General features: G+C 60.7%; 20 protein-coding genes and 3 pseudogenes. 11 read left to right on the top strand and 12 right to left on the bottom strand.

Annotated features, from left to right (window positions below):
- Positions 1 to 78 precede the first annotated feature (78 nt).
- Positions 79 to 1,077 carry a GlxA family transcriptional regulator gene (locus AC07WT_RS28820; RefSeq protein WP_494949564.1) on the top strand — a complete coding sequence of 333 codons (999 nt, stop codon included), beginning with the start codon at positions 79 to 81 and terminating at the stop codon, positions 1,075 to 1,077.
- 118 nt (positions 1,078 to 1,195) lie between these two features.
- On the opposite strand, the gene AC07WT_RS28815 is transcribed toward AC07WT_RS28820, so the two are convergent.
- The 4 genes and pseudogenes from AC07WT_RS28815 to AC07WT_RS28800 form a co-directional block, all read right to left on the bottom strand.
- Positions 1,196 to 1,630 (bottom strand): VOC family protein, encoded by a 435-nt coding sequence (locus AC07WT_RS28815; protein ID WP_494949563.1) that lies wholly within the window; start codon positions 1,628 to 1,630, stop codon positions 1,196 to 1,198.
- A 50-nt stretch (positions 1,631 to 1,680) separates the two neighbouring features.
- The gene (gene fghA / locus AC07WT_RS28810) at positions 1,681 to 2,532 is read right to left on the bottom strand and encodes an S-formylglutathione hydrolase (protein WP_494949562.1); all 852 of its coding nucleotides are present in this window, start codon (positions 2,530 to 2,532) and stop codon (positions 1,681 to 1,683) included.
- Between the two features lie 9 nt (positions 2,533 to 2,541).
- On the bottom strand, positions 2,542 to 3,648 hold the full coding sequence (locus AC07WT_RS28805; RefSeq protein WP_494949561.1) for an S-(hydroxymethyl)glutathione dehydrogenase/class III alcohol dehydrogenase: 1,107 nt from the start codon (positions 3,646 to 3,648) through the stop codon (positions 2,542 to 2,544).
- Between the two features lie 464 nt (positions 3,649 to 4,112).
- Positions 4,113 to 4,311 (bottom strand): annotated as a pseudogene (locus AC07WT_RS28800) (zinc ribbon domain-containing protein); the annotation flags it as partial.
- 217 nt (positions 4,312 to 4,528) lie between these two features.
- Here AC07WT_RS28800 and AC07WT_RS28795 point away from each other — a divergent pair.
- Both AC07WT_RS28795 and AC07WT_RS28790 read left to right on the top strand, forming a co-directional pair.
- Positions 4,529 to 5,584, top strand: coding sequence for an MFS transporter (locus AC07WT_RS28795; protein WP_494951065.1), 1,056 nt, complete (start codon positions 4,529 to 4,531; stop codon positions 5,582 to 5,584).
- A 1,069-nt stretch (positions 5,585 to 6,653) separates the two neighbouring features.
- On the top strand, positions 6,654 to 7,136 hold the full coding sequence (locus AC07WT_RS28790) for a hypothetical protein (RefSeq protein WP_494949560.1): 483 nt from the start codon (positions 6,654 to 6,656) through the stop codon (positions 7,134 to 7,136).
- A 481-nt stretch (positions 7,137 to 7,617) separates the two neighbouring features.
- Here AC07WT_RS28790 and AC07WT_RS28785 read toward each other — a convergent pair.
- Positions 7,618 to 8,923: pseudogene (locus AC07WT_RS28785) on the bottom strand (tyrosine-type recombinase/integrase).
- Between the two features lie 695 nt (positions 8,924 to 9,618).
- Here AC07WT_RS28785 and AC07WT_RS28780 point away from each other — a divergent pair.
- Positions 9,619 to 9,921, top strand: a complete 303-nt coding sequence (locus AC07WT_RS28780; protein ID WP_494949559.1) for a helix-turn-helix transcriptional regulator — start codon at positions 9,619 to 9,621, stop codon at positions 9,919 to 9,921.
- Here the strand turns inward: AC07WT_RS28780 and AC07WT_RS28775 are convergent.
- Both AC07WT_RS28775 and ribA read right to left on the bottom strand, forming a co-directional pair.
- Positions 9,863 to 11,137: a tyrosine-type recombinase/integrase gene (locus AC07WT_RS28775; protein WP_494949558.1), complete on the bottom strand. Its 1,275-nt coding sequence runs from the start codon at positions 11,135 to 11,137 to the stop codon at positions 9,863 to 9,865. The genes AC07WT_RS28780 and AC07WT_RS28775 overlap by 59 nt on opposite strands.
- A gap of 220 nt (positions 11,138 to 11,357) precedes the next feature.
- Positions 11,358 to 12,008 carry a GTP cyclohydrolase II gene (gene ribA / locus AC07WT_RS28770; protein WP_492594350.1) on the bottom strand — a complete coding sequence of 217 codons (651 nt, stop codon included), beginning with the start codon at positions 12,006 to 12,008 and terminating at the stop codon, positions 11,358 to 11,360.
- A 268-nt stretch (positions 12,009 to 12,276) separates the two neighbouring features.
- Here ribA and AC07WT_RS28765 point away from each other — a divergent pair, with 268 nt between their 5' ends.
- Positions 12,277 to 12,735, top strand: a complete 459-nt coding sequence (locus AC07WT_RS28765) for a CBS domain-containing protein (RefSeq protein WP_494951064.1) — start codon at positions 12,277 to 12,279, stop codon at positions 12,733 to 12,735.
- A 360-nt stretch (positions 12,736 to 13,095) separates the two neighbouring features.
- Here AC07WT_RS28765 and AC07WT_RS28760 read toward each other — a convergent pair whose 3' ends face one another.
- Both AC07WT_RS28760 and AC07WT_RS28755 read right to left on the bottom strand, forming a co-directional pair.
- Entirely contained in the window at positions 13,096 to 13,440 is a 345-nt protein-coding gene (locus tag AC07WT_RS28760; RefSeq protein ID WP_494949557.1) for a DUF4148 domain-containing protein, read from the bottom strand.
- A gap of 273 nt (positions 13,441 to 13,713) precedes the next feature.
- The gene (locus AC07WT_RS28755; protein ID WP_494949556.1) at positions 13,714 to 14,358 is read right to left on the bottom strand and encodes a DNA-3-methyladenine glycosylase; all 645 of its coding nucleotides are present in this window, start codon (positions 14,356 to 14,358) and stop codon (positions 13,714 to 13,716) included.
- 322 nt (positions 14,359 to 14,680) lie between these two features.
- On the opposite strand from AC07WT_RS28755, the gene AC07WT_RS28750 reads away from it, so the two are divergent.
- A complete protein-coding gene (locus AC07WT_RS28750; RefSeq protein WP_494949555.1) occupies positions 14,681 to 15,043 on the top strand; it encodes a BON domain-containing protein in 363 nt (120 codons plus the stop codon).
- 407 nt (positions 15,044 to 15,450) lie between these two features.
- Positions 15,451 to 16,533 carry a calcium:cation antiporter gene (locus AC07WT_RS28745; protein WP_494949554.1) on the top strand — a complete coding sequence of 361 codons (1,083 nt, stop codon included), beginning with the start codon at positions 15,451 to 15,453 and terminating at the stop codon, positions 16,531 to 16,533.
- A 39-nt stretch (positions 16,534 to 16,572) separates the two neighbouring features.
- Here AC07WT_RS28745 and AC07WT_RS28740 read toward each other — a convergent pair whose 3' ends face one another.
- The gene (locus AC07WT_RS28740) at positions 16,573 to 17,466 is read right to left on the bottom strand and encodes a LysR substrate-binding domain-containing protein (RefSeq protein ID WP_494949553.1); all 894 of its coding nucleotides are present in this window, start codon (positions 17,464 to 17,466) and stop codon (positions 16,573 to 16,575) included.
- 440 nt (positions 17,467 to 17,906) lie between these two features.
- Between AC07WT_RS28740 and AC07WT_RS28735 the strand changes: the two are divergent.
- The 4 genes and pseudogenes from AC07WT_RS28735 to AC07WT_RS28720 form a co-directional block, all read left to right on the top strand.
- Positions 17,907 to 18,113 (top strand): annotated as a pseudogene (locus AC07WT_RS28735) (polyamine ABC transporter ATP-binding protein); the annotation flags it as partial.
- Positions 18,114 to 18,158: 45 nt separating this feature from the next.
- Positions 18,159 to 18,977 carry a transporter substrate-binding domain-containing protein gene (locus tag AC07WT_RS28730; RefSeq protein ID WP_494949552.1) on the top strand — a complete coding sequence of 273 codons (819 nt, stop codon included), beginning with the start codon at positions 18,159 to 18,161 and terminating at the stop codon, positions 18,975 to 18,977.
- A gap of 93 nt (positions 18,978 to 19,070) precedes the next feature.
- Positions 19,071 to 19,817, top strand: coding sequence for an amino acid ABC transporter permease (locus AC07WT_RS28725; RefSeq protein WP_492594315.1), 747 nt, complete (start codon positions 19,071 to 19,073; stop codon positions 19,815 to 19,817).
- A 2-nt stretch (positions 19,818 to 19,819) separates the two neighbouring features.
- A complete protein-coding gene (locus AC07WT_RS28720) occupies positions 19,820 to 20,476 on the top strand; it encodes an amino acid ABC transporter permease (protein WP_494949551.1) in 657 nt (218 codons plus the stop codon).
- 71 nt (positions 20,477 to 20,547) lie between these two features.
- Here the strand turns inward: AC07WT_RS28720 and AC07WT_RS28715 are convergent, their stop codons facing one another.
- On the bottom strand, positions 20,548 to 21,828 hold the full coding sequence (locus AC07WT_RS28715; protein ID WP_494949550.1) for a c-type cytochrome: 1,281 nt from the start codon (positions 21,826 to 21,828) through the stop codon (positions 20,548 to 20,550).
- Between the two features lie 61 nt (positions 21,829 to 21,889).
- A complete protein-coding gene (locus AC07WT_RS28710) occupies positions 21,890 to 24,136 on the bottom strand; it encodes a xanthine dehydrogenase family protein molybdopterin-binding subunit (RefSeq protein ID WP_494949549.1) in 2,247 nt (748 codons plus the stop codon).
- Between the last annotated feature and the right edge of the window lies 1 nt (position 24,137).

Raw genomic sequence — 24,137 nt, 5'->3', positions numbered from 1 at the left:
GCAGAAGATCTGGCTGATCCGCCTGCGTCGTAAAGGCGCGAGTCTTATGGCGTAACAGAGAACATGAAGGATGTAGGAATGGTTGTGACGGTCGATATCGTCATTTACGACGATTTTAAAGCAATCGAGGCAATTGGCTCCCTGAGCGTTTTTACCTATGCGAATATCCATCTGGAGCGTCGCGGCTTGTCAGGGCGCTATGACGTCAAGCTCGCTTCGGTACGTCGCGGTGACGTTCGGTCGGACACCGGTGTTTCGCTTGCGTCCGCGAAGAGCCTCAACATATTGTCATTGCCTCACACCGCGATCATCGTCGGCGCTTGGAAAATCGACGAGGCGGTCGGAAACGCGCCTGAAATCGTGCACTGGATCGAAGCCGCAGCGGACCGGATGGTGCGGACAGCCGCGCTGTGTTCGGGAGCATTCTTTCTGGCCGCCGCGGGACTCCTAAACGGCAACCGCGCAACGACGCATTGGGCCGTAGCGGATGCACTGCGAGAGAAATACCCCGAAGTGCGGGTCGATTCTGACTGTATCTTCATTCGTGAAGGCCACGTATGGACTTCCGCGGGCGTGACAGCCGGTATCGACCTCGCGCTTGCGCTCGTTGAGGAAGATTTTGGTCTGGATGTTGCACTCGACGTTGCCCGAGACCTAGTCGTCTACCTCAAGCGGCCTGGCGGTCAATCACAGTTCAGCGCGCATCTTGTCAGCCAAGCAACACACCACCCGGGTATAAGGGACGTCCAGGCCTGGATCCTCGCCAACAGCAAAAAGGAGCTTTCGCCTTCCAAGATGGCGGAACGCCTGTCAATGAGTGTGCGCAGCTTCAATCGCTGTTTCAAACGCGAGACGGGCATGACGCCGTCGACTTTCCTGACGCGCGCTCGTGTTGAAACCGCTCGACGGATGCTGGAAGAAGGTAGTGCGTCTGCGAAGGCTATCGCCGCACAAAGCGGCTTTAAGACATATGAAGCAATGAGAAAGGCATTCCAGCAAGCGCTAGGCATCACTCCACTCGCCTACCGTGACCGCTTCGGTGTCGCTCCTGGCCGCGACCTGGCAGGAAATACCTGAAATACGTTTTATCGAGGGCGGCTCATTGCAAGCTCCGCCCTACGCAAAGCGGACGAAGACAGACACCCCGTCATCCGCAGTGCGATGAATGAGGCGTGTCTTCTTGCGGCTCAGCACGTCATTCTGGTTTAAAGCAGTAGACGGCCAACTTGTTGCCATCCAAGTCCCGGACATAGGCCGCGTAAGCATTCGGTGCCCAGCCGCGCGGACCTGCCGCTCCCTCATCCTTTGCGCCCTCAGCGAGTGCCGAGTCGTGAAAGGCGTGGATCGAAGTGCGGTCCGGGGCTTCGAACGACACAGTGACGCCATTACCTACCGTTGCGGGCTGGCCATTTGCGGGCTTCAGCACGAAGAACGACGGCGAGTCCTTTCCCCAGATTGACCCGTTGTCTCCAAGATCCGCAAGCCGTTTCAGGCCAATCTTGCCCAGAATGTTGTCATAAAACGCACGGGCCTTGGCGAGATCATTGGTGCCTACGGTGACGTGAGTGAAAGCTGTCATGTTGCCTCCTTTAAAAAAGGTTTCAGGTCCCGCGTGGATGGCGGCTGCCATTCCGCACGTCCATGCGGTTGCCAGGTGCTGCCAATTCGTGCCCTGCGGCGTCAACCAGCGAAGTTAAGAATTTGTGCATGATGCCGAATATGGTCTTCGATGAAGGTCGATACGAAGAAATAGCCGTGGTCATAACCTTCGTGCCGGCGCAGAGTGAGCGGCTGACCGGCAACCTCGCACGCCGCTTCGAAGAGATCCGGGTTCAGCTGGTCTGTTAGAAACTGATCAGCCATCCCCTGGTCAACCAAGATTCCTTCCGTGAACTTGTGCGCCGCCTTGCCGACGAGCTCGCTCGCGTCGTACTCCTTCCACGCTTCACGATCATCGTCGAGGTAAATGCTGAAGGCCTTCTCGCCCCATGGGCAGCGCGCCGGCGCGGCAATCGGAGCGAACGCGGACACCGACCGATAGATGTCCGGATTGCGTAATGCGAGCATCAACGCGCCGTGGCCGCCCATCGAGTGACCGAAGATGCCGAGCCTCTCGCCTTCGACCGGCAAGGCGTTGATCACCAACTCGCGCAATTCATCCCGAACGTACGAATACATCCGGTAGTGGTTCGACCATGGAGCCTGTGTGGCGTCGACATAGAACCCAGCGCCGACGCCGAAGTCCCACGCATCGGCCTCCCCAGGAATCTCAGCGCCGCGCGGACTTGTATCCGGCGAGATCAGCGCGATGCCGTGCTGTGCAGCGAAGCGCTGCGCGCCTGCCTTGATCGGGAACGTCTCCTCGGTGCAGGTCAACCCGGCGAGATAGAAGAGCGCCGGCACTTTCCTATGCGACGCCTCTTTTGGCATGAAGACAGAAAAGCGCATCGGCAGGCCAACAGCCTTCGACTCATGCTTATACATACGCTGCGTGCCGCCGAACGAGGCGTGCGATTCGATCAGGTCGAGCATCGTACGCCCCTAGTAGATGACAACCGAGCGGATCGACTCGCCCTTCTTCATCAGGTCAAAACCGTCGTTGATCTGCTCCAGCTTGAGATGATGCGTAATCAGATCGTCGATATTGATCTTCCCTTCCATGTACCAGTCGACGATCTTCGGCACGTCGGTGCGACCGCGCGCGCCGCCGAACGCCGAGCCCTTCCACTCGCGGCCGGTGACGAGCTGAAACGGTCGCGAGCTGATCTGCTCGCCCGCCGCCGCCACGCCGATGATGAACGACTGGCCCCAGCCCTTGTGCGTGCATTCGAGCGCCTCACGCATCAGCTTCACATTGCCGACGCATTCGAACGAATAGTCCGCGCCGCCATCGGTCAACTGCACGATGTGATCGACGACGTTCTCCACTTCCTTCGGGTTGATGAAGTGCGTCATGCCGAACTTCTTCGCAAGTTCAATGCGCCCCGGATTGATATCGACGCCGATGATCTTGTCCGCGCCGACCATCTTCGCGCCTTGAATCACGTTCAGGCCGATACCGCCGAGACCGAACACGACAACATTCGCGCCCGCTTCCACTTTCGCCGAATACACGACCGCGCCGACGCCCGTCGTTACGCCGCAGCCGATGTAGCAGATCTTGTCGAACGGCGCGTCTTCACGCACTTTCGCGATCGCGATTTCCGGCACGACGATGTAGTTCGAAAACGTCGACGTCCCCATGTAATGGAACAAAGGCTTGCCGTCGAGCGAAAAACGCGAAGTCGCATCCGGCATGAGGCCTTTGCCTTGCGTCGAGCGAATCGCCTGACAGAGATTGGTCTTGCGCGACAGACAGAACTTGCACTGGCGACATTCCGGCGTGTAGAGCGGAATGACGTGATCGCCCTTCCTCAACGTGCCGACGCCCGGCCCGACATCCACGACGACGCCCGCGCCTTCATGCCCGAGAATCGCCGGAAAAATGCCTTCGGGATCCGCGCCCGAAAGCGTGTAGTAATCGGTGTGGCAGATGCCCGTCGCTTTCACTTCGATCAGGACCTCACCGGCGCGTGGGCCTTCAAGGTCGACCTCTTCGATAGTCAACGGTGCGCCAGCCTTCCATGCGATTGCCGCTTTCGATTTCATCTTTTCTCGCTAAGTATGTTACTCGTCGGAATCATCCTCCTTGTTCGCGCGTGACATGTTCCGCGTCCCTCAAATTGACCAAAATGCAGTGAACATTGACGAGAAATCAGTGCCTCAACGTTTCAGTACCGCCCGATCGCCGCCATCTGGGAACCTCGGCTGCCTCTAACGCGCTGCTCAAGCATGAGGCACAACCCACGCCGGAAGGGGATGGATCCGACGGCGGCCCGCGGCGAACTGCCGTCGGAGCTGATGGGGCGGCGCGCAACCGAAGCACGCCGGTGACTGTCGCTTCTCGTGCTCGTCGCGTTTGTGGGAATCGTCCTCTCTATTCGGGAACTTTCGGGGACCGGCAGTGAAGAGCAGGAACAGCTCAACGCATCGACAATCAGCTTGACATCCACCTCCCCCTCTCGCTGACGCTCGCCGGCCGAAGGCCGGGAAGGGGGAGAATTCCTGCTGCGCTACGTGATGCTCAACGTAGTCGCTTCGGCGGGTTCCTGCCACGACGCCCTTACCTCAGGCGAAGAATTTGCACAGGCTAACAAGCGCTGTCCGAGCTCTGCAATATTGATTGCAAATATTGATTGCACCGACGACGTCGGCGTGATTCTCATATCCACACGACACACACGCGAACCGGGCTTGAGTCTTCCGGTTATCCTCAGTGAACGGGGGGACGAGATCTAAGAAATGGAGCCTACGAAACAATGCGAGATTCCGCAGGTATATGCGGAACTTCCTTGCACGCGCGACAAATTATGGCGTTACGAGCGCAGCTTCGTTACGAACCGCGTAGCATGTTGCGACGAGCGAGTAGACCGGTCGCGCGTAAATAGCAACGAAGACCTGAGGGCAGACAAGGACGTCAGCACGCTTGGTGCGGAGGGTCCTTCTGGCATCGCTCTGGTTGTCCAAAATTATCGCGGATGCAAATGGTTTGTGGTCGGGTGCGGCCCCGCTCTCTACAATCCGGCATGGCAGGCCTCGGTCGGAGATATCGTCGAGAAGCCAGACTTATGGCGTCCTCATGGGCGGCTTCGGTACAGGTGCATTTCTGGGTGAAGTCTCCAGCGGTGTCTTGCGGCGCCTACTGTCTCAGGAGCGCCTTGTCACACTGGCATGCCTGGCATGCGCCGCCTGCTGCATTTTACTTGCTGTCGGTCCTGTCCTACGAGTCGCGGCCGTCGGCCTCGCCCTAGGCGGGGCCGGTTGGGTCATCGCCTGGTCAGGGTTTGGGGTGATCGTGCAGCTAGCAAGCCCGCGCTGGATTGTTGGTCGCACGCTGTCGATTTATTACGCCCTCACTTATGGCGGCATTGCGGCGGGAAGTTGGGTCTGGGGCGCGGCGGCGGAAAGCCATTCGCTAACGGCGTCGCTTGTAGGCTCTGCTGTTGCACTCTTGCTCGTTGCATTTACCGGGGTCGTGTTCCCTATCCGCGAACATCGGGAGTCAGACCATGAAGAGCACGAAGAACTCAACGCCCCGGCTATCAATGTGAATTTGAAATCACACAGCGGTCCCATAGTTGTCAAGACGGAATATCTAGTACCGGAGGAAAATGTCAACGCTTTCCTCGCTCTTTTGCATGAACGACGACAGATGCGGAGCCGCGTCGGTGCCCGGTACTGGACTCTTACGCGCGATCTTCATCAGCCTGCACGATGGACGGAATCCTTCCGCACACCAACTTGGGCGGGCTACCTCCGCCTGCACCATCGTCCTCGTGAAGACAAGGAACTTGACGAGCGCTTGCAGAAGTTACATAGGGGCGAGCATGCCCTTGAGATGAGATTCTCGATCGAGCAGCCGACGAGCGCGACGCTTGCGACGGAGCAGTCGGCGGTTTTCACCCCGCCCGCGGACTTGGTGACGGGGTCGTCTATGCGTGTGTCCGACGGGAAGACCAAGACAGACAGGCGAGAAGGCCTCTGATTGAAATTGCACGGGTGCGCGGACGGTTTGTCGCACAGAGCATTGCCCGAAACCTGCGTACTGCCTCTCTTTTTTGCAGGTTTCTATCGGCGGGCCCTCCTTCTTTGCCGCGTTGCATTTGGAACACGACTTTAGAATGCTGCCAGCCAAGACACCGTTGAGGCAGCATGACAAGATTTCAAGCGCTACACCGCCTATGAGCACCGAGGCCGGCTTGTGCAGAAAAGCCCTCGCCCACATCGGCCAATAACAAAAAGCGCGGAATAGTGCGTCGAGACTTTTCCGCTGGAGACTCTCTAGGAACAAGCGATCGCGTTGTCGCGACCGTCCGCATTTTCAATGCTATTAGCTAGCCGGCCGATTCAATTTGCAAGTGCAAGCGGCATTCATTGCGTTGGCAGAAGATGCTGAAATAACCGACACAGCGGTCGTAAACCATAATATGAACCAAAACCGCATTTCTGCACACGGCATTCCAAGCGGAAGCTCAATCGATTGCCGTCACAGTCTCAGCAATTCGCAAAGCACGGCGCAAAGGCGTACCTTCAGATTTCGTTGTTGATACGCCTAAGTGGTGCGCAGCGGCCGAAGAATTCGCCGTCGATGTGCTTGCATACATAGACGGCGCTCAGAGCAAGCCGGGAAGCTTCGGACTTCACGAATTCAAAGATGACGAGAATGACGACGCATTCGGCATCGGTGCGGCGGGATGAGTTGGGAATTCAAAGACCTCGCGCCGTTTGTGATTGTAGCCCTCGCTCTGTACCTCGCAAACACTTGGTCGTCCCAAACTGTCGGCCAAGGAGATATGGTTCTCCGCGAACCGCAAGCGATGAAGCGCGAGCTGCAATTTCGGAGGTATTCGGATCATCGTGCGCAAAAATGGCTCGTACGGAAGGTACTACCTCCCTGTTACGCATCTGGGGCTGCACAACATGCTGACCAAGGCCAACGACCCTTCGTGGTTGATCGGCTGCTCGACGGCAGCAGCGATAACCCTAACAGATGGCTGCGTCTGGTTGAGCGCGAGGGTGACGTGCGCGGAATCGCAGACATGGAAACCTGACCGATGTCAAGAAAGAACCAAGTTTCGAAAACAAGGCAATCCGCACGACGCAAAAACGCGCTGTTTTTTGCGATGCCCCGCTCGGAAGTTGATGAGCTAGTGCCGATGTACCATGCGGCACTTGAGGCAGCAAAGCTGGGATATACGGACGCACCGCTAATACGGCGACTATACACGGCCATGCTACTCACGCGTTTCCTCACAGATGCCGGGCATGGGCTATTGGATCTGCGCACGCTCGAACAGGCGGACAGGCAGCTCACGAGCATTTTTGAACGTGTTAATGAAACCGGCGACTGGAACTATCCGCGGGAAATCATCGCACTTCTTACGCAGGTTCTCAACGAGCACGACAGGCAACGGCACATCCCTTGCCGAAAACAGGATGGCGCCGCGGACTGTTGGATAGGATATCGTCCAGCGCCCCTGTTGCCTCGCTGCCGCACCAGTTTCCTACATTACGCCAGAGGGCGTCTCCCGGTTTAATACTTCCGACACGAGGTGCATCCTGATGAGCAGCATACAGGGCAGCCACTTCTCGCATGCGGACCTGAAACGACTGATCCGCTGTCGCATTGGCACAACAAGTCGCAAGTTCGTTTGAGCGAGCAGCCAATGAGTACACTGGCGAGTACACTGAACCGCCAGACACAGTCAAATACCTATTTGAGTCAGTTACTTAGAGTATAAATAATAGTCCTCTCCTGGGCATCGAACTGTTGTCCATGGATGTATATAGGACTCCGATTGATTGACCGAGGAGCTCAATGTGCAGTGGCTTTTAGTCCGGTATGGTCCACCCTGTAACGAAGCAATCCATGTGCAGACGAGTACGTTTTCGAGTACATCGGAAGTTCGAGTTCGAGAAATGTACTCGCCTGCACTCTTGCCTGTGCTTCGCCGACCCACAATCTGTCTCCGCTCGGTTCTGACGGATACGCCGTCCCCAGCCTGAACACTCGATTGCTTACGCGGTCAGAATCATGCCGCTCTCCGCCGGCTGAACCTGACCAGCGCCATGCACCGCAGGGTCTTTTGCAATCCAGCCGTCAAGCATATCCGCCCACGCCTGCAGCATTGTTCTCCGCTGCTCGGCATATTCTGCTTTGTTGTACACCGCTCTCACCCCACGCTGCTCGCGGGCCAGACATTTTTCTATCCAGTCGCTGTTGAACCCGGCCTCGTGCAACTGCGTGCTCGCCGTTCTTCGGAGGTCATGCACCGAGAAAGATTCGAAGTCCTCCCTTCCGTTCTCGCGAACGAGCTTGACGGCGCTGTCGATCACGCGGTTCAGGGTAGCAGCACTTATCGGCAATTCCGTCTCGTAACGGCCAGGGTGGAGGTACGAGCTCGCGCCGAAGCAAGTTTTGAAGGTGACCAGGATATCGAGGGCTTGCTGGCTCAAATAGACATTGTGCGCGCGCCCCGCCTTCATCCGGTCTTTCGGAACCGTCCAGACCGCCTCATTGAAGTCCACCTCATCCCACGTGGCCAGGATGAATTCCGACTTGCGCACCATTGTCAGCAGCATGAACCTGACGGCCAGACGCAGCGTCGGCAGCGTGGGCGTGCGCTCCAGGGCCTTGAAAAACACGTGGATTTCCGCAGGCGTCAGTGCCCGGTCGCGCGGTTTGAAGGTGGCGATAGCGGAAGGCCGGATGTCTTCTGCCGGATTGGCGACTTTCACCCCCCTCGCCTGCACGAAACGGTAGACCTGCAGCACGATCTCGCGCGCCTGAACAGCGGGAGCGGCGGCTCCCCGTTCCTTGATCTTTTCGCACCTGGCCATGAGGCGTACCGGAGTAATCTCCTCGAGCTTCAGCCTCCCGAATTCCGCCGCGAGGTTCCCGGTCGTAGACGGACCGCCGCATTGCGCGGGTCGACTCCGCGAGGCTCGCTTCGGCAAAGTACTTTTCGGCCCATTTGCCGAACGTTAGCGCCTCTGCCGCTTCCACGCGCTTTTCGACCTTGGCCCGCGACGGGCTGATGCCCTGCTCGACCTCGCGGCGGGCCCGTTCGAGAAGGAGCCTCGCTTCCGCGAGGCTGACTACCATACCGAAGTTCAACTCGTGCGCCTCGCGCGCACCCCGGGCAGGAAGCCGGGGATCGTAGCGACCAATGACCGGCGTCTCGCGCCGGCCGTTCAGGCGATAGTCGAAGCGAAAACTGACCACGCCCGACAGCGTTACCGCGACATACAGGCCGCGCTGGTCGGCCACCTTGTAGATCCTGCCGGCTGGCTTGAGCGCCCGCAATTCCAGATCGGTGAGCATGCAATACTCCGTGAACTGATACCGTCGTCTGATACCGTCACGCGTCGTGACGGTACCGCGTTGGATCGTCCGCAGAGCAAGATGCTATACCGTCAGCTATGCCGTCGCTACCGCTCAGCTGTAGTCAGACCCCGCTGGATCAAATTAGGCAATAAACCCTTGATTCGATAGGGAAAAGACCGGGAACTTAGATGTCTGCAGACTGCTGCAGAGCATTCTGAATTACTCCCACTCAATAATGCAGATCTTGCGAGGGTTGGACTTGAAACCTGGATACCGTCGCAAAAGCCGCTATCAGGAGCGGCCTGTTAGATGTTAGAGAAACGCGCATTGCATCATTTATCAAATATACGCCAGCATCCTCGTTGATCAACCGACTCCAAACATCTCACTGTTCGTTCGTAAAGTATCGTGACATCCCGCGAAGTCCCGCCACCCCCTCGAATATCATTAGTTATCCAAACTGATATACGAGGCCTTTACTTTGCCTTTTCGGGTCAACTACTATGATATGAAAGCGCAGTCGCTCGGGCACCCAGCTTGCATCGCAAAGACTCGCGTAATTCAGACAAAGAGACGAGGCGCGATTGCAAATTTGCCGCCAAAGCGCAATTCGACGGCTAATTTGAGACTTACGTTGGCTGCCGCCCCTTGGAACGTCCGTCAGCGCTACCTTCAAACCAGAGGATCGCAGCATGCCCGCACCGACGAGTATGAAACCGCTCTACCTTGATCTTGCGACCGTCGCGGTAACCGTCTCCCTCTCCGAGGCGAGCGTCCAGAAGCTCGTTCGCGAGCATCAGTTTCCTAAGCCACGGATGCTGTCCGGCCGCCGCGTCGCATGGCTCACGCGCGAGGTCGAGGACTGGGCTGAGAAGCGCCCCATATCCCATCTCCTCCCACCGCCGAACACAGGGCACAACAATCGGCGTCGCCGGCCTACTTCTTCGCAGGATACGTCGCAGCAATCTCCTCAAGGCGATGTGACAGCTTCGTGAGCCACTCGCGCCGTTCCCTGTCGTACGTGTGACGGTTATAGATGCCGACAATCCCAGGTTGTACATGGCCGAGGACTGCCTCGGCAATTTCATTGGGACATCCCAGCGTTGCCAGCAGCGTCCGGGTCGTGCGCCTAAGATCGTGCGCCGACCAGTGTGTGACCGGCAATCGCGGGCGCTCATGCTTCGGCGCGATCTTGCAGTACGGCTGATGATAGTAGACACCATGCTGTATCACGGTCTGGTCCATCGCCATTCCGCGCGACGACGGAAACAGGAATGTTCCCTTTGCCTGATCGAGGCGTCGTCGAACAACGACCTCGGCTCGGCCTATGAGTGGCACGCGCAGATCTGTCGCCCTCTCGTTATGAAGCCCCTTGGTCTTTTGTTTTGGAATCGTCCACCAGAGGCCATCGGCTTCCTCCGCAATCTCGGTGTTCTCCATTGCGACGATCTCGCCACCCCTCGTGCCGGTCCAGAGGTAGAGTGTCAATGCATCAGCAACAGTCAAGCTGAAGTTCGGCGACCATCGGATCAATGTGCCGAGTTCCTCTACCGAGAGGACGCGCTTCTGTGTCCCGGTATATTTCCCCTCCACCTTGCGCCCTTTGCTTTTCAGGCGTCCCCGCAGAACTTCCCTCCACCAGTTGGCAGTCTGTTCCGGCAGGCGACCGGCATCAAGCGCGTAATGCCATGCACTACCGAGCTCCATGCGGAGCCGCGCCGCCAACATAGGAGTCGCCCGATATGATTCGAGGAAGTCGAACGCCTGGGCACGTGTGATCGTCGCCGCCGGCACATCGGCAATGGGCTCCAGCATCGCCTTGAATATACGCCTGACTTCCACCGCGCCCTTCGTCTTCCGGCTGACCTCCACGTAACCCTCGAGGTAGTCGCGACAGAGCTGCCTAACGGTGTAATCGGAAGGTGATGGGCGGGCCGCTGGCTGGTCCTTTTTTCGGCGCAGTGCGGAGGGTTCGGCGCCGGAATCCCGCGAGACGCGATGCCTTTCCCATGCAGCAATCGCGGCCGGAAAGGCCATCGCCGGCCACTCCCCGAGTTTTACCTGCCGCATGCGGCCGTCGACGGGCGACTTGTAGCGATATGTCCAGGACTTGCGGCTTACCGAAGCCTGCAGGCGCAGTCCCGGAAACCCCTCAAAGGTCATGTGCTCGCCGCTCGGCAGCATACCGGCGACACGTGCATTAAAGCGCATTCTTCCCTCGGCGTAGGTTTTTCCGAGAGAACAATACACGGCGTAGGTTTTCAGCACAACGCCGCAAAAACCTACGCCTGGGCAGCAAGTTCAGGCAAGTGTAGAAAAGCGCAGATTGGCAAAACGAGGCGCCAACGTAGTGAAATATTACTTAAAATTCAGTGACTTACCGACACTACTGGACTACTTCGGACGACTCCAGCGCTGTCTGGAAATACCACTATTCATTTTCGTCGAAGTAATGTCCAAACTTCAGCTGCTTGGTGCGGATATAGCGCTCGTTTTCCTCGCGCATCGGGATCGCCAGCGCGACCCGCTCGCACACCGGAATGCCGTGCTTCGACAGCGTGTCGAATTTCTCCGGATTGTTGCTCATCAAGCGCACTGATGTGACCTTCAAGGTGCGCAAAATGCCTGCCGCCGAATCATATTCGCGCGAGTCGTCGGGCAAGCCGAGATCGAGATTGGCCTCCACGGTATCGCGCCCCTGCTCCTGCAGCGCGTACGCGCGAATCTTGTTCGACAGGCCGATGCCGCGCCCTTCGTGGCCGCGCAAATACAGCAGTACGCCGCAACCTTCGGCCGCGATATAGCGCAGCGCCAGATCGAGCTGTTCGCCGCAGTCGCAGCGATACGAGCCGAGCACGTCGCCCGTCAGGCATTCGGAATGCAGGCGCGTCAACACCGACGACTGGTTGGCGACATCGCCCATCACGAGCGCGAGATGTTCGGCGCCGCTTTCGACCACGCGAAACACGTAGGAGGTGAACGTGCCGTAGCGCGTGGGGAGCGTGGCGGTGGCGTCGAGGACGACGCACTCGCCGCTGATTTCGCCGTCTGTTGCTTGCGACGGATCGTGAGACGTGAGCATGGCGTTGGACAGTGGTGCTGACATGAACCCGATCAAACCGGGGATAAGGTATGGACTGGGAGTTTACCGCTAATCGGCTCGCTGCACCTGTATGTCCATGCACCGCGCACGGAACCGGTGCGCGCCGCGTGGATACCTCAGATTGACGCGCCGCGCGCCACAGGTATTCCCGATGTACCCGATTGCAGGTCAAGCCTATACTGGAAACGCCTGTCCCTCACGACAGCGCGCCGCGCCGGCGTGCTGCATTGCGAAACGGAGCCGCTCCATGACAAGCGTTGCACAACTTCTTAAAACGAAACCGAACAACACCATCGTCTATACGATCGGGGCCGGGGATTCCGTCTACGAGGCGATCAAGCTGATGGCCGAAAAAGGCATCGGCGCGCTGGTCGTGACGGACGGCGACAGCATCGCCGGCATCGTCACGGAACGCGACTATGCGCGCAAAATCGTCCTGATGGACCGGTCGTCGAAGGACACCCCAGTGCGCGACATCATGAGCAAAGCCGTGCGCTTCGTCCGCCCCGACCAGTCCACCGAAGACTGCATGGCGCTGATGACCGAACGCCGCATGCGCCACTTGCCGGTGATCGACAACGACAGACTGGTCGGTATGGTGTCGATCGGCGACCTGGTGAAGAACATCATCGCTGAACAGCAATTCACCATTCAGCAGCTCGAGTTCTATATCCACGGCGAACGTCTCCACGGCGAACGGCCCTGACGTTCCCGCGCGCCGCAAGACACGACACACAGAAAGGCGCAAAAAAAGCCCAATCCTTGAAAAAGGTTGGGCGAAGCTACCTTGCGGCAGCGGAGGTTCCTTGAACGGCGGACCGCGACGTGCGCGGCGCGGCCGGTTGAACCGGCAAGCGGAACATGCCGCTGCACGCGCCGCCTGGTGTCAGGACCGCAATGTGTTGTCGTGCGTGCTCTCTATGCGGCTATGCGGCACGCATGTTTCTCACCACTTCAAACTGCTGACTGCATGTTGGCCGCCGCGGCGCGCGCCCGGCTCGCTGACCCACGCACGCGCCCCGCCATTAGTTTGCTGCTGGCTCGCCAGCCGGCTTGGCGACCCGGATCAGTTGCCGAAATAAACCGACTTCGGATCAGTCGACGGCCGGAGCACCGCGCCCGACTGCGACGAACCGCTCATCGGCGCACCGTAACCGCTGGTGTCGGCGACCGGTTGCTGAGTTTGCGCGACTGCCGGGTTTTGTGCCTGGACACGACGCTCAGCGGCCTGGACATCGGCCGGATAGGTCGGGTCATTAGTGACGGCGGGGTTGTAGCCAGCTTGTTCCAGCTGGATCAATTCGTTGCGCACTTGCGCGCGGGTCGCGGGCTCCTGGCTCGATTGAGCGAACGAAGCGACCGGTGCTGCAAGAACGACTGCAATGGCGACTGCCTTGATGAGCGACTTCATGATCATTGACCTCCAGACTTGATTTTTTGCTTCACTTGACACGCCCTGTGAGAAGCGAGTGATTGGAGTCTAGTCATCAGATCGCCGAGGGAAAACCCTTAATTTCGAGATACATAATTGTTCGAATCGAAAGAATGCGCAGAAACTTCCGGTTGGCTACGGCCGGAGCTGTAGCGTTACATAATAATTGTCGGCATCGTAACCCTTTGCGTCTGACGTTTCGAAAACATGCCCGCACGGAGTATGTTTTGCCGCGGTGCGGGCCATCCGCGGTCAAATTTGCGTGTCCGTCGAATCGGCGGAGCGCGGCATCAACAGCTTTCTCGGCCCGCTGACGAACGCGCTGCCCGGCTCGAAAAACCGCAATGGCCGATGCATCTCGCGTGACAAGCCGATGCGCGTCGTCACCCCAACCCGCATCTGTTCCGTTTCGATCACACCGATCCACAGGCCGCGCCCGGTGCAAAGATCGCGGCCGTCGAATGCCTGGCCGATGCCGAGCGCCGTGGTCATCCGTCCCGGGCCGCGCGCCAGGTCGCGCAGCGGCACGCCGGGCCGCCGCGCCTCCATCAGGGGCAGCCCTTCGAGCGGTTCGATCGCGCGAAACAGAATCCCCGCGCCCACCTCCTCCGCTTCTGCGGACATGTTGAGCATGTACGAAAGTCCATAGGTCAGGCGCACATAGGCGTGCCCGCGCGCGCGAAACATCGAGCCGTTATGCGAACGGCGGCCGGGAAACGCGTGACTGGTCGAATCGCCGACCGGATACGCCTCGGTCTCGACAATCCGCCCGCTAATGCGCCCTTCCGGCAGATCGTGCACGAGGTATTTGCCGATCATGAAGCGCGCCAGTTCGACCGTATCGAGCGGCAAATCGTCACGAAGCAATGGGATGATGGGAAGCGGCTGATTCGGCATTCAGTTCGACCTTGTTCGAAGCGCACCCAGCGATACAGCGCCATCAGCCTGCTTTCATCGGCCGATTCGTTGCACCAAAGCCTCACTTCGGCGCACCGGCGCAATCACCATGGCACTAATTGGAGTATCGTGTGTTTCCGGCCTGCAGCACAGCCTTTGCCGGCACGCGTGAGCCTCGGCCCGCCTGATCAGCAGACAGATTGCAAGAAATCGCACGACCCGCAGCACGGTTCCATTCAGTTCCGATCCCGAAGTACCCGTTGGTGCAGTACACCGGCTCCATCCAGGGGCCGTTGTATTCATGACAAAAGGAGAAAGTTGAATGAAAGCATTCCCCGCAATCAAGATGATCGGCGGCGCGCTGATCGTTCTGGCGTCCCTCAATGCGTACGCACAAAGCAGCGATGCCGCGGCGCCTACCGCTGCATCACCGGCAACCGCCAAGCCGAGCAAGGCCGACAAGGCGGCCAATCGCGCACTGGGACGCAAGGTGCGCAGCGCGCTGTCGAAGGCAAAGGGTCTGAGCGTGGCCAACATCACGGTGCGCGCACGCGGCGGCGCGGTGACGCTGGAAGGCACCGTGCCCGAGCAGCAGCAAGTCGATCTGGCGACTCAGACCGCGCAAGGCGTAGCCGGCGTGACGTCGGTGAAGAATGCGCTGACGACCCGTCCGATCGGCCAGTAAACCCCAGTCAGCCTGCCGTAGCGCTATACCCGGGCGCAAAGCTTCCTCGTGAAGCGTTGCGTCCGGTTCGATTCAACCGGTTGCTTCCCCAGCCGCAGGCATCCCCGCCGTTCAGCGCCGCCAGCGTTTCGGCACGAGAAACTGCACGGCATTTTCCGCGCGATTTTGCGGACCCCATCCATGAATGCAGCACGATTGCCGGCCGCCACGAAGCGGACGAATCTGTGTCATCGCCAGATATCGCCTGGACCGGCAAACACGCGACAAGAAAAAATCCTTTATGATTTAATATGTTAGATCGCATTGTTGAGACGATAGGTTAGCATTTTCGCTCGCTGAAGCGGCAGATGCCGCTCGCTGGCGCCTGCCGCGCCCGTTAAATATAAGCATTAGAAAGGAAGTCCTGAATGACCACGCCCGCGACCGCTTTGCCCCGCTGGACCATCGCCGCGCCGTTCGTCGCGTGGATCGTGCTGGGCGTGGCATACGCCATGCCGGGCCATGCGCTGCTGCTCGCGCTGGTCGGAGCAGCGCTGTGCGGCGCGGTCTTCACGGCGGTTCATCATGCGGAAGTCGTCGCGCATCGGGTCGGCGAGCCGTTCGGCACGCTGGTGCTGGCGGTGGCCGTCACCGTGATCGAGGTCGCACTGATCGTTTCGGTGATGCTGAGCGCCGGCCCGGAAAAAGCCGGCCTCGCGCGCGACACGGTGTTCGCGGCGGTGATGATCGTCTGCAATGGGATCGTGGGCATCTGTTTGCTGGTGGGCGGCATCCGGCACCGCGAGCAGGACTTTCAGATTCGTGGCGCAAGCGCGGCGCTGGCAGTGCTCGCGTCGTTGTCGGTGCTGACCATGGTGATGCCCAATTACACGACCACCAGCGTCGGTCCGGTGCTGTCGCCGTCGCAACTGGCGTTCGCGGGGATCTCGTCACTGGTGCTGTACGGCGTGTTCGTGTTCGTGCAAACCGTGCGCCACCGCGACTATTTTCTCGCCGACGTGCCCGATGAAAACGTCCACGCGGCGCCGCCGAGCGTCGGCGCCGCGCTGGCGAGCGGCGGCTTGCTGATGGTGTGCCTGGTTGCCGTCGTGTTGCTGGCGAAGGTGTTGTCGCCGGTGGTCGAAAGCGCGGTGAAGGACGCGGGCGCGCCGCCGGCGGTGGTCGGCATCGTGATCGCGGCGCTGGTGCTGCTGCCTGAAGGTCTCGCTGCGGTGCGCGCGGCGCGTGCCGACCGCTTGCAGAACAGCCTGAATCTCGCGCTCGGATCGGCGCTCGCCAGTATCGGCTTGACCATTCCGACCGTCGCCGTGGTGTTTTTGTGGAGCGGTCAGCCGCTCGTGCTGGGCATCGACGGCAAGGAAACCGTGCTGCTGGTTCTCACGCTGCTGGTCGGCACGCTCACGCTCAGCACCGGCCGCACCACGATTCTGCAAGGCGCGGTGCATCTGTCGCTGTTCGCGGCCTATCTGTTTATGTCGTTCGCGCCCTGACGGCGCGGCGTCGCAGAACGAAGGTCCGGGCGAGCAAACCTACTCGTCCCAATGCGCCGCGATCCAGTCGCGAAACAGATTCAGCTTCTGCTGATGCGCGACTGAGTCGGGATAAACGAAGTAATAGCGCCACCCGGTCTTGAGCACGGTCTCGAACGGCCGCACCAAACGCTTGGCCGCGACATCCTCGTCGATCAGCGCAAGATCGCTGATGGCCACGCCAAAGCCCTGCAACGCGGCGTTGGTCGCCATATCGAGCGTATCGAAGCTCGGGCCGTGTTCGGCGTCGATACCCTGCGTGTTCGCGGCATCCAGTTCGGTCACCTTGGCGAGCCACATTTTCCAGTCGCGATGATCGCGCGTGGGATGCAACAGCGTGTGGCGCGCCAGATCGGCGACCTGCGCCAGCGGCTTGTCCTTCAGCAGATCGGGCGCGCACACCGGCGTCAAACGCTCCTCGAACAACGGCACCGTCTGCACGTCCACGCCCGGCGACGATCCATAGATGATCGCCGCGTCGAACGGCTCGAGCTGGAAATCGACGTCATGCTGCCAGGTGGTGGTGATCTGCACATGCAGATCGGGATACTCGGACTGGAAGCGCATGATCTTCGGCAGCATCCAGCGCATCACGCAGGTCGGCACTTTCAGCGCGAGATCGGTGCGCTGGCGCGTGAGGCGCAGCGAAATCTCCTCGATGCGCGCGAAGCTCTCTTTCACTGCCGGCAGCAGCAATTCGCCTTCGGCGGTGAGCGTTAAACCCTTCGCATGACGCTTGAAGAGCGGGAACTTGTAGTAGTCCTCGAGCGCGATGATTTGCCGGCTGACCGCGCCTTGCGTCAGACACAGATGATCGGCGGCGCGCGTAAAGCTGCGGTGCCGCGCAACGGTTTCGAAAATCTGCAGCGCATTGAGCGGCGGAAGACGTCGCATTGAAATAGTCCAGGATCAGGAAAAATCATTGCGGGGACGAATGGCACTGGATGCCGCCACGCCCGCTGAGCCCACAGCATACGCGAATCGAAATTGCCACACGAGCCGGCACAGGTCCGCGGCCATGCACTCTGCTCATGTCACAACCCCGGTTCGAGGTCCGGCGCGGCGTCCTGCACCGACGCTGGGCAAAGGTCCCCGCCTGCCGCACCAGAACCGAGCTTTCCTCATACCTCCGCAGACGCCCACCCACGTAAAAATCATGGACGATAACCCGCATGCGCCACTGCATCGGCGCTCCCGCTGCGTCAAACGAACCCGCCACGAGCATCGCGCAACGGCTCGCGCATGAGATTACGTCATGGACTCCATGCGCATATTTCGTTTGTTGGAGGATTTTGGCAAACCTAGAGTGCATCCACACGCAACACTCTGGCAACGATGCCGGGCCGAATCGCCTCGCGGGCACGGTGACGTTTATCCGCGGCGTCGGCACCTCGCTCGAAGCAACGCTCGATTGCACCGGCTTCACGCTGACAGCCGCGACGACGCCGCGCGAAACGCCGGGGCTCGCGCTCGGCATGCCGGTGCATGCGGAATTGCCACCGCATGCGTGCAAACTGATCGCCGCCCGCGCGGCCCATTGAAATCCGCTTATTAAAACCACCGACGTTTAAGACAGAGGAACGACCATGAACCAGACTGCCAAATCAACCACTCGCCGCGTGTTCGCCACGCTCGCCGCGACCCTGGCCTTCACGGGCCTCGGCGCGCTGTGCGCTTTTCCGTCGGCCGCCCATGCCGATGCGCTCGACACGATCGCCAGGTCCGGCACGGTGCGCATCGGCGTATTCGAAGACTACCCGCCGTTCGGTTCGATCGGCCCGGACATGAAGCCGATGGGCTACGACATCGACGTCGCCAACCTGATCGGCCGTGCGCTCAACGCGAAGGTCGAACTCGTCCAGGTGACGGGCGACAACCGCATGGCCTACCTTGCCGATCACAAGGCGGACATGCTGCTGTCGGTCGGCCAGACGCCGGAACGTGAAAAGGTGATCGACTTCTCGCAGCCGTACGCCCCCTACTACCTCGCCGTCTTCGGCTCGAAAACCCTGACCGTGAAAAACGCCGCCGACCTCGCCGGCAAGTCGATTTCGGTCGCGCGCGGCACGCTGGAGGACCTGAGCGTCAGCAAGATCGCGCCGCCCAGCGCGAACATCAAACGTTTCGACGATCCGAATGGCGCAATTTCGGCATTTATTTCTGGTCAGGTACAGTTGATGGTGGTCGGCAACGACGTCGGTGCGACGATCCTCGCGCGTCATCCGGCGAACGATCCGGAGCAGAAGTTTTCGCTGTTCAGCTCCCCGGATCACGTCGGTTTGAACAAGAACGAGCCGCGTCTGAAGCAGAAAATCGACGAGACGATTGCCAGGGCCCGCAAGGACGGCACGATGAACGCGATTTCGCAGAAATGGCTGCGCGCCCCGCTGCCGGCCGACCTCTAAACCTTTTTTGCGCGGACTGGCCTGCCGGTCCCCCAAGGGGACTTCCTTCGGGGCGTCCGCGCTGGAGTTTGACCTCACGATGAGCGCCACGCCATGACCTATGCGTTCGATTTCAGCGGCTTCGGCCTCTATGCGGGGATGCTTGCGCGCGGCGTAGCCGTGACCTTGGGGCTCACGGCCGTGTCCACCCTGCTCGGCGGGCTGGTCGGCATTGCCGGCGCGAGCGTCGCGGTGGCTGGGCCGAAGTGGGCGCGCTGGGTGGTCGCGAGCTATGTCGAGCTGATCCGCAACACGCCTTTCATCGTGCAGTTGTTCTTTGTCTTCTTCGGCTTGCCGAGCCTCGGCATTCATATCGACGAAATCCAGGCCGCGATTCTGGCGATGACCGTCAATCTCGGCGCCTACGCGATCGAGATCGTGCGCGCCGGCATCGATTCGATTTCGCGCGGCCAGGTGCAGGCGGCGCAGGCACTTGGCCTGCATGGCCGCCAGGTGTTTCGCTATGTCGTGCTGCCGCAGGCGGTCGCCAATGTGTTTCCGGCGCTGCTGAGCCAGGTGCTGATCGTGATGCTCGGCTCGGCTGTCGTGTCGCAGATCTCGGTGCCCGATCTGACCTACGCGGCCAACTTCATCCAGTCGCGCAACTTCCGCTCGTTCGAAAGCTACGTGATCATCACCGCCACTTACCTGCTGCTGTCGATCCTGTTGCGGCAATTATTGAACCGATTTGGACGCGGACTGTTCGCCGGCCGCGCAGCGCGAGGCGCCGGCAGCGCGCCGCGCAACTGGCGCACGCGCTTTGCCTGGCGCGGCGCACGCGCTCTGCCGACGGAGCGTTGATCATGGTCGAATTCACGCTGTGGGACATCGCCCGCAATCTGCTGCTTGCCGCCCGCTGGACAGTGTTGCTGTCGTTGATCGCGTTTGTCGGCGGCGGCATCGTCGGGCTGCTGTTGTTGGCGATGCGCGTTTCGCCGTTGCCTTGGCTGCGCCGCATCGTCGTGGTGTACGTCGAAGTGTTTCAGGGCACGCCGCTCCTGATGCAGCTGTTTCTCGCGTTCTTCGGGCTGCCGTTGCTGGGCGTCGACGTGTCGCCCTGGGTCGCGGCGGCCGTCACGCTGACGCTTTATACGAGCGCGTATCTGGTCGATATCTGGCGCGGCTGTGTCGAAGCGGTGCCGCGTGGCCAGTGGGCAGCCGGCGCCAGTCTCGGCATGACGTTCAGTCAGCAACTGCGCTATATCGTGTGGCCGCAGGCGCTGAAAATCGCGGTTGCGCCGACAGTCGGCTTTCTCGTGCAAGTGGTGAAAAGCACCGCGCTTGCGTCGATCATCGGCTTCACCGAGTTGACCAAGACCGGCACGATGATCACCAATGCCGCGTTCCGGCCGTTCCCGATCTACGGCATGGTCGCGATGATTTACTTCGCGATGTGCTTCCCGTTGACGTGGTATGCGCGAGTGCTGGAGAAGCGGCAGAAGATCGGGCAGCATCGGTGATCGATTTGCGGCTATGAAAAAAACGGCAACCGTTCTACACGGTTGCCGCTTTTTTTGCCTATTTGGCGTGATTACCGCGCTGCTTGCGTCGACTTCCGCAGCTTCGCCACGTCTTCTGCGCTCACCGCCGGCGCACCGTTGTTCCACCCGGTGCGCACGAACGTCAGCACGTCGACGATCTGCCGATCGTTGAGCACCGGCGCGTACTTCGGCATCGGGTACGGCGCGGGAATACCGCCGATCACCAGATCGCCCGTGCCGTTCAGCGTCACGTTGATCAGCGACGACGGGTCCTTCTCCAGCACGTTCGGATTACCGGCCAAAGGCGCCAGCATCGGCGCGAAGCCTCGTCCATCGACGCCGTGACAGTGCATGCAATACGCCGTGTAGACGCGCGCGCCGGCATCGTTCGCGGGGCGGTTCAACGACACCTTCGTGGCCCGCGGATCGTAGGTGTAAGGCGCCGCGCTCGTGCCGCCCGCCGGCGGCAACGACTTCAGATACGTCGTCATCGCGGCGATGTCGGTGTCGTTCATGGCCTGCGTGCTGTTGTTGATCACGCTGGTCATCGAGCCGAACGCCGACGCATGGCGATTCGCGCCGGTCTTCAGGAACGCCGTCAGATCCTGCTCGTTCCAGCGGCCGAGCCCGACGTTGTGTTCGCCGGTCAGGTTCGCCGCGAACCAGCCGTCGAGCAGGCCGCCGGTCAGGAAGGCGCTGCCGGATTCATCCAGCGCCTTCTCCTGGAACGCGGTGCCGCGCGGCGTGTGACACGAGCCGCAGTGCCCCAGGCCCTGAATCAGGTACGCGCCGCGATTCCACGCGACATCCTTGCCGGGCTTGTTCTGGTAGACGCCCTTGTCAAGAAACACCATGTTCCATATCTTCAACGGCCAGCGCATGTTCAACGGCCATTTGATGTCCGGCTCGCGATTCGCCTGCTGCACCGGTGCGACGCCGTTCATGAAAAACGCGTAGAGCGCCTTCATGTCGTCGTCGTTGACCTTGGCGTAGGACGGATACGGCATCGCCGGATACAGGTTGTGGCCGTCTTTCGCGACGCCTGCGCGCATCGCCCTCGCGAAGTCCTCCTCGGTGTAACTGCCGATGCCGGTGGCCGGATCGGGCGTGATGTTGGTCGTGTAGATCTGGCCCATCGGCGTGGTCATCGGCAGGCCGCCCGCGAACGGCTTGCGCTTCGGCGCCGAATGACAGGCCACGCAATCGCCGACTTTCGCGAGATACGCGCCGCGTTGCACCAACTCCTGGTCGGCGGCGCGCGCCGGGGCTTGGGTCAGGAACGGCAGCGCCACGCACAGCGCCGCGCCGAAACCCTTGAGTGTGTTTTTCATGTCAGGCTCCTGTCGATCGGAGTTAGCGCTTTAGCGCTTACTCCGATCCCATGCAAAGCTGTTAGGCGGCGTGCAGTTGGCTGCCGACCGGCAATTGCCGCAGCCGCTTGCCGGTGGCCGCATAGATCGCGTTCGCGAGAGCGGGCGCGAGCGCCGCCGTGCCCGGCTCGCCGATGCCGCCGGGCGCCTCGCTGCTCTTCACGATATGCACCTCGATGGCCGGCGTCTGATCGATGCGCAGCATCCGGTAGTCGGTGAAATTGCTCTGCTCGACGCGGCCGTCCTTGATCGTGATCTCGCTATAAAGCGCCGCCGTGATGCCGAAGATGATGCCGCCCTGCACCTGCGCTTCCACCGTGTTCGGATTGACCACCATGCCGCAATCGACCGCGCACACCACGCGCTTCACCGTCACCTCGCCCTTATCGACCGTGACATCGGCGACCATCGAGAAGAAGCTGCCGAACGCGTGCATCACCGAGACGCCGCGCCCTTGCCCCTTCGGCACCGCCTTGCCCCAGTTCGCGGCCTGTGTCGCGGTGTTGAGCACGTTCAGCGCGCGCGGCGTCTTGCCGAGCAGGTCCTGACGATATTTGACCGGATCGATCTTCGCCTGCGCGGCCAGTTCGTCGATGAAACTCTCGACCACAAAGGTGCCGCGTGTCGGGCCCACGCCGCGCCAGAAGGCAGTCGGTACCGTATGCGGCTCCTGACGCACGTAGTCGACCAGCTGATTCGGCAAGTCGTATGGCAGGTCCGCGGCGACTTCGACGGCATCCGGATCGAGTCCGTTCCTGAACGCGGGCGGCGCGAAGCGCGCCAGAATCGACGAGCCCACAATCCGGTGCTGCCATGCGATCGGCTTGCCGTTCGCGTCGAGCCCGGCGGAAATCCTGTCGTAGTAGTAAGGCCGGTACATATCGTGCTGGATGTCCTCTTCGCGCGTCCAGACGACCTTCACCGGCGTCGACACCTGTTTGGCGACCTTCACTGCCTGCGTCACCATATCGAACTCGAGCCGCCGGCCAAAGCCGCCGCCGATCAGATGGTTGTGCACGACGATCTTCCCGGCCGGCAAACCGGTCACGGCGACAGCGGCATCCACCACCCGCGTCGGCACTTGCGAGCCGAGCCAGATATCGCAGCCGTCCGGCCGCACGTGGACCGTGCAATTGATCGGCTCCATCGTGGCGTGGGCGAGGAATGGCTGTTGATAGACCGCATCGACGCGTGTCTTCGCGTTCGAAAACGCGTTGCCGACGTCGCCATCTTTACGCGCCACCGCGCCGCTGCGCTGCGACGCATCGGCGAGATCGTCGACGATCTGCTTCATCGAGAGATTCGCGCCCGCGCCTTCGTTCCACTTGATATCGAGCGCCTGCACGCCGCGTTTGGCCGCCCACGTGTGGTCGCCGATCACGGCCACGGCGTTGTCGATCCTGACGACCTGGCGCACGCCGGGAATCTTCTTCGCGTTGGTGTCGTCGACGCTCGCGAGCGTGCCGCCGAACACCGGGCAGTTCGCGATCGCCGCATAGACCATGTCCGGCACGCGTACGTCGAGGCCGAACATGGCGGTGCCGTCGACCTTCTCCGGCGAGTCGAGCCGCTTGACCGGCGTGCCGATCAGCTTGAAATCTTTCGGGTCCTTGAGCTTGACGTTTTGCGGCGCGGGCAGTTTCGCGGCGGCCCCGGCCAATTGCCCGTAGCCGATGCGGCGATTGCTGGCCGCGTGAATCACCTGGCCTGCCTGCGCATGGCAGCTGGCCGGATCCACCTGCCACTGCTGCGCTGCGGCGCTGATCAAGACGGTGCGCGCGGCCGCGCCGGCGCGGCGCATCGGCTCCCACGCATAACGGATCGACGTCGAGCCGCCGGTGAGCTGGCCGCCGAGCAGCGGGTCCATGAAGAGCTTTTCGTTCGGCGGCGCATGGTCGAGCGTGACCGAGTCGAGCGGCACTTCGAGTTCTTCGGCGATCAGCATCGGGATCGACGTATAGACGCCCTGGCCCATCTCGACCTTCGGAATCACCAGTGTGACCTTGCCCGCCGTGTCGATCTGGATGAACGCGTTCGGCGCGAACACGCCGTTTTGCGGCGCTTCATTGCCGTTGCCGCCGATCACCGATTTGCCGGCTTTCTGGTCCTGGCTGACCGCCGGCATGCTGAAGCCGAGCAGCAAGCCGCCGCCCGTCGCCGCGCCCACCGTCACGCCGAATTTCAGGAACGTGCGGCGCGTGATGCCACCACTCTGGCCGCCCTTCGACGGCTGCGCGCCGTTTTGTGCATCGAGCAATCCCTGGGACATG

It is taken from the genome of Paraburkholderia sp. GW821-FHT02A12, from assembly GCF_059422005.1.
Note: the sequence above shows the minus strand (reverse complement) of the source record. Positions and strands in the feature narration are given on the sequence as shown.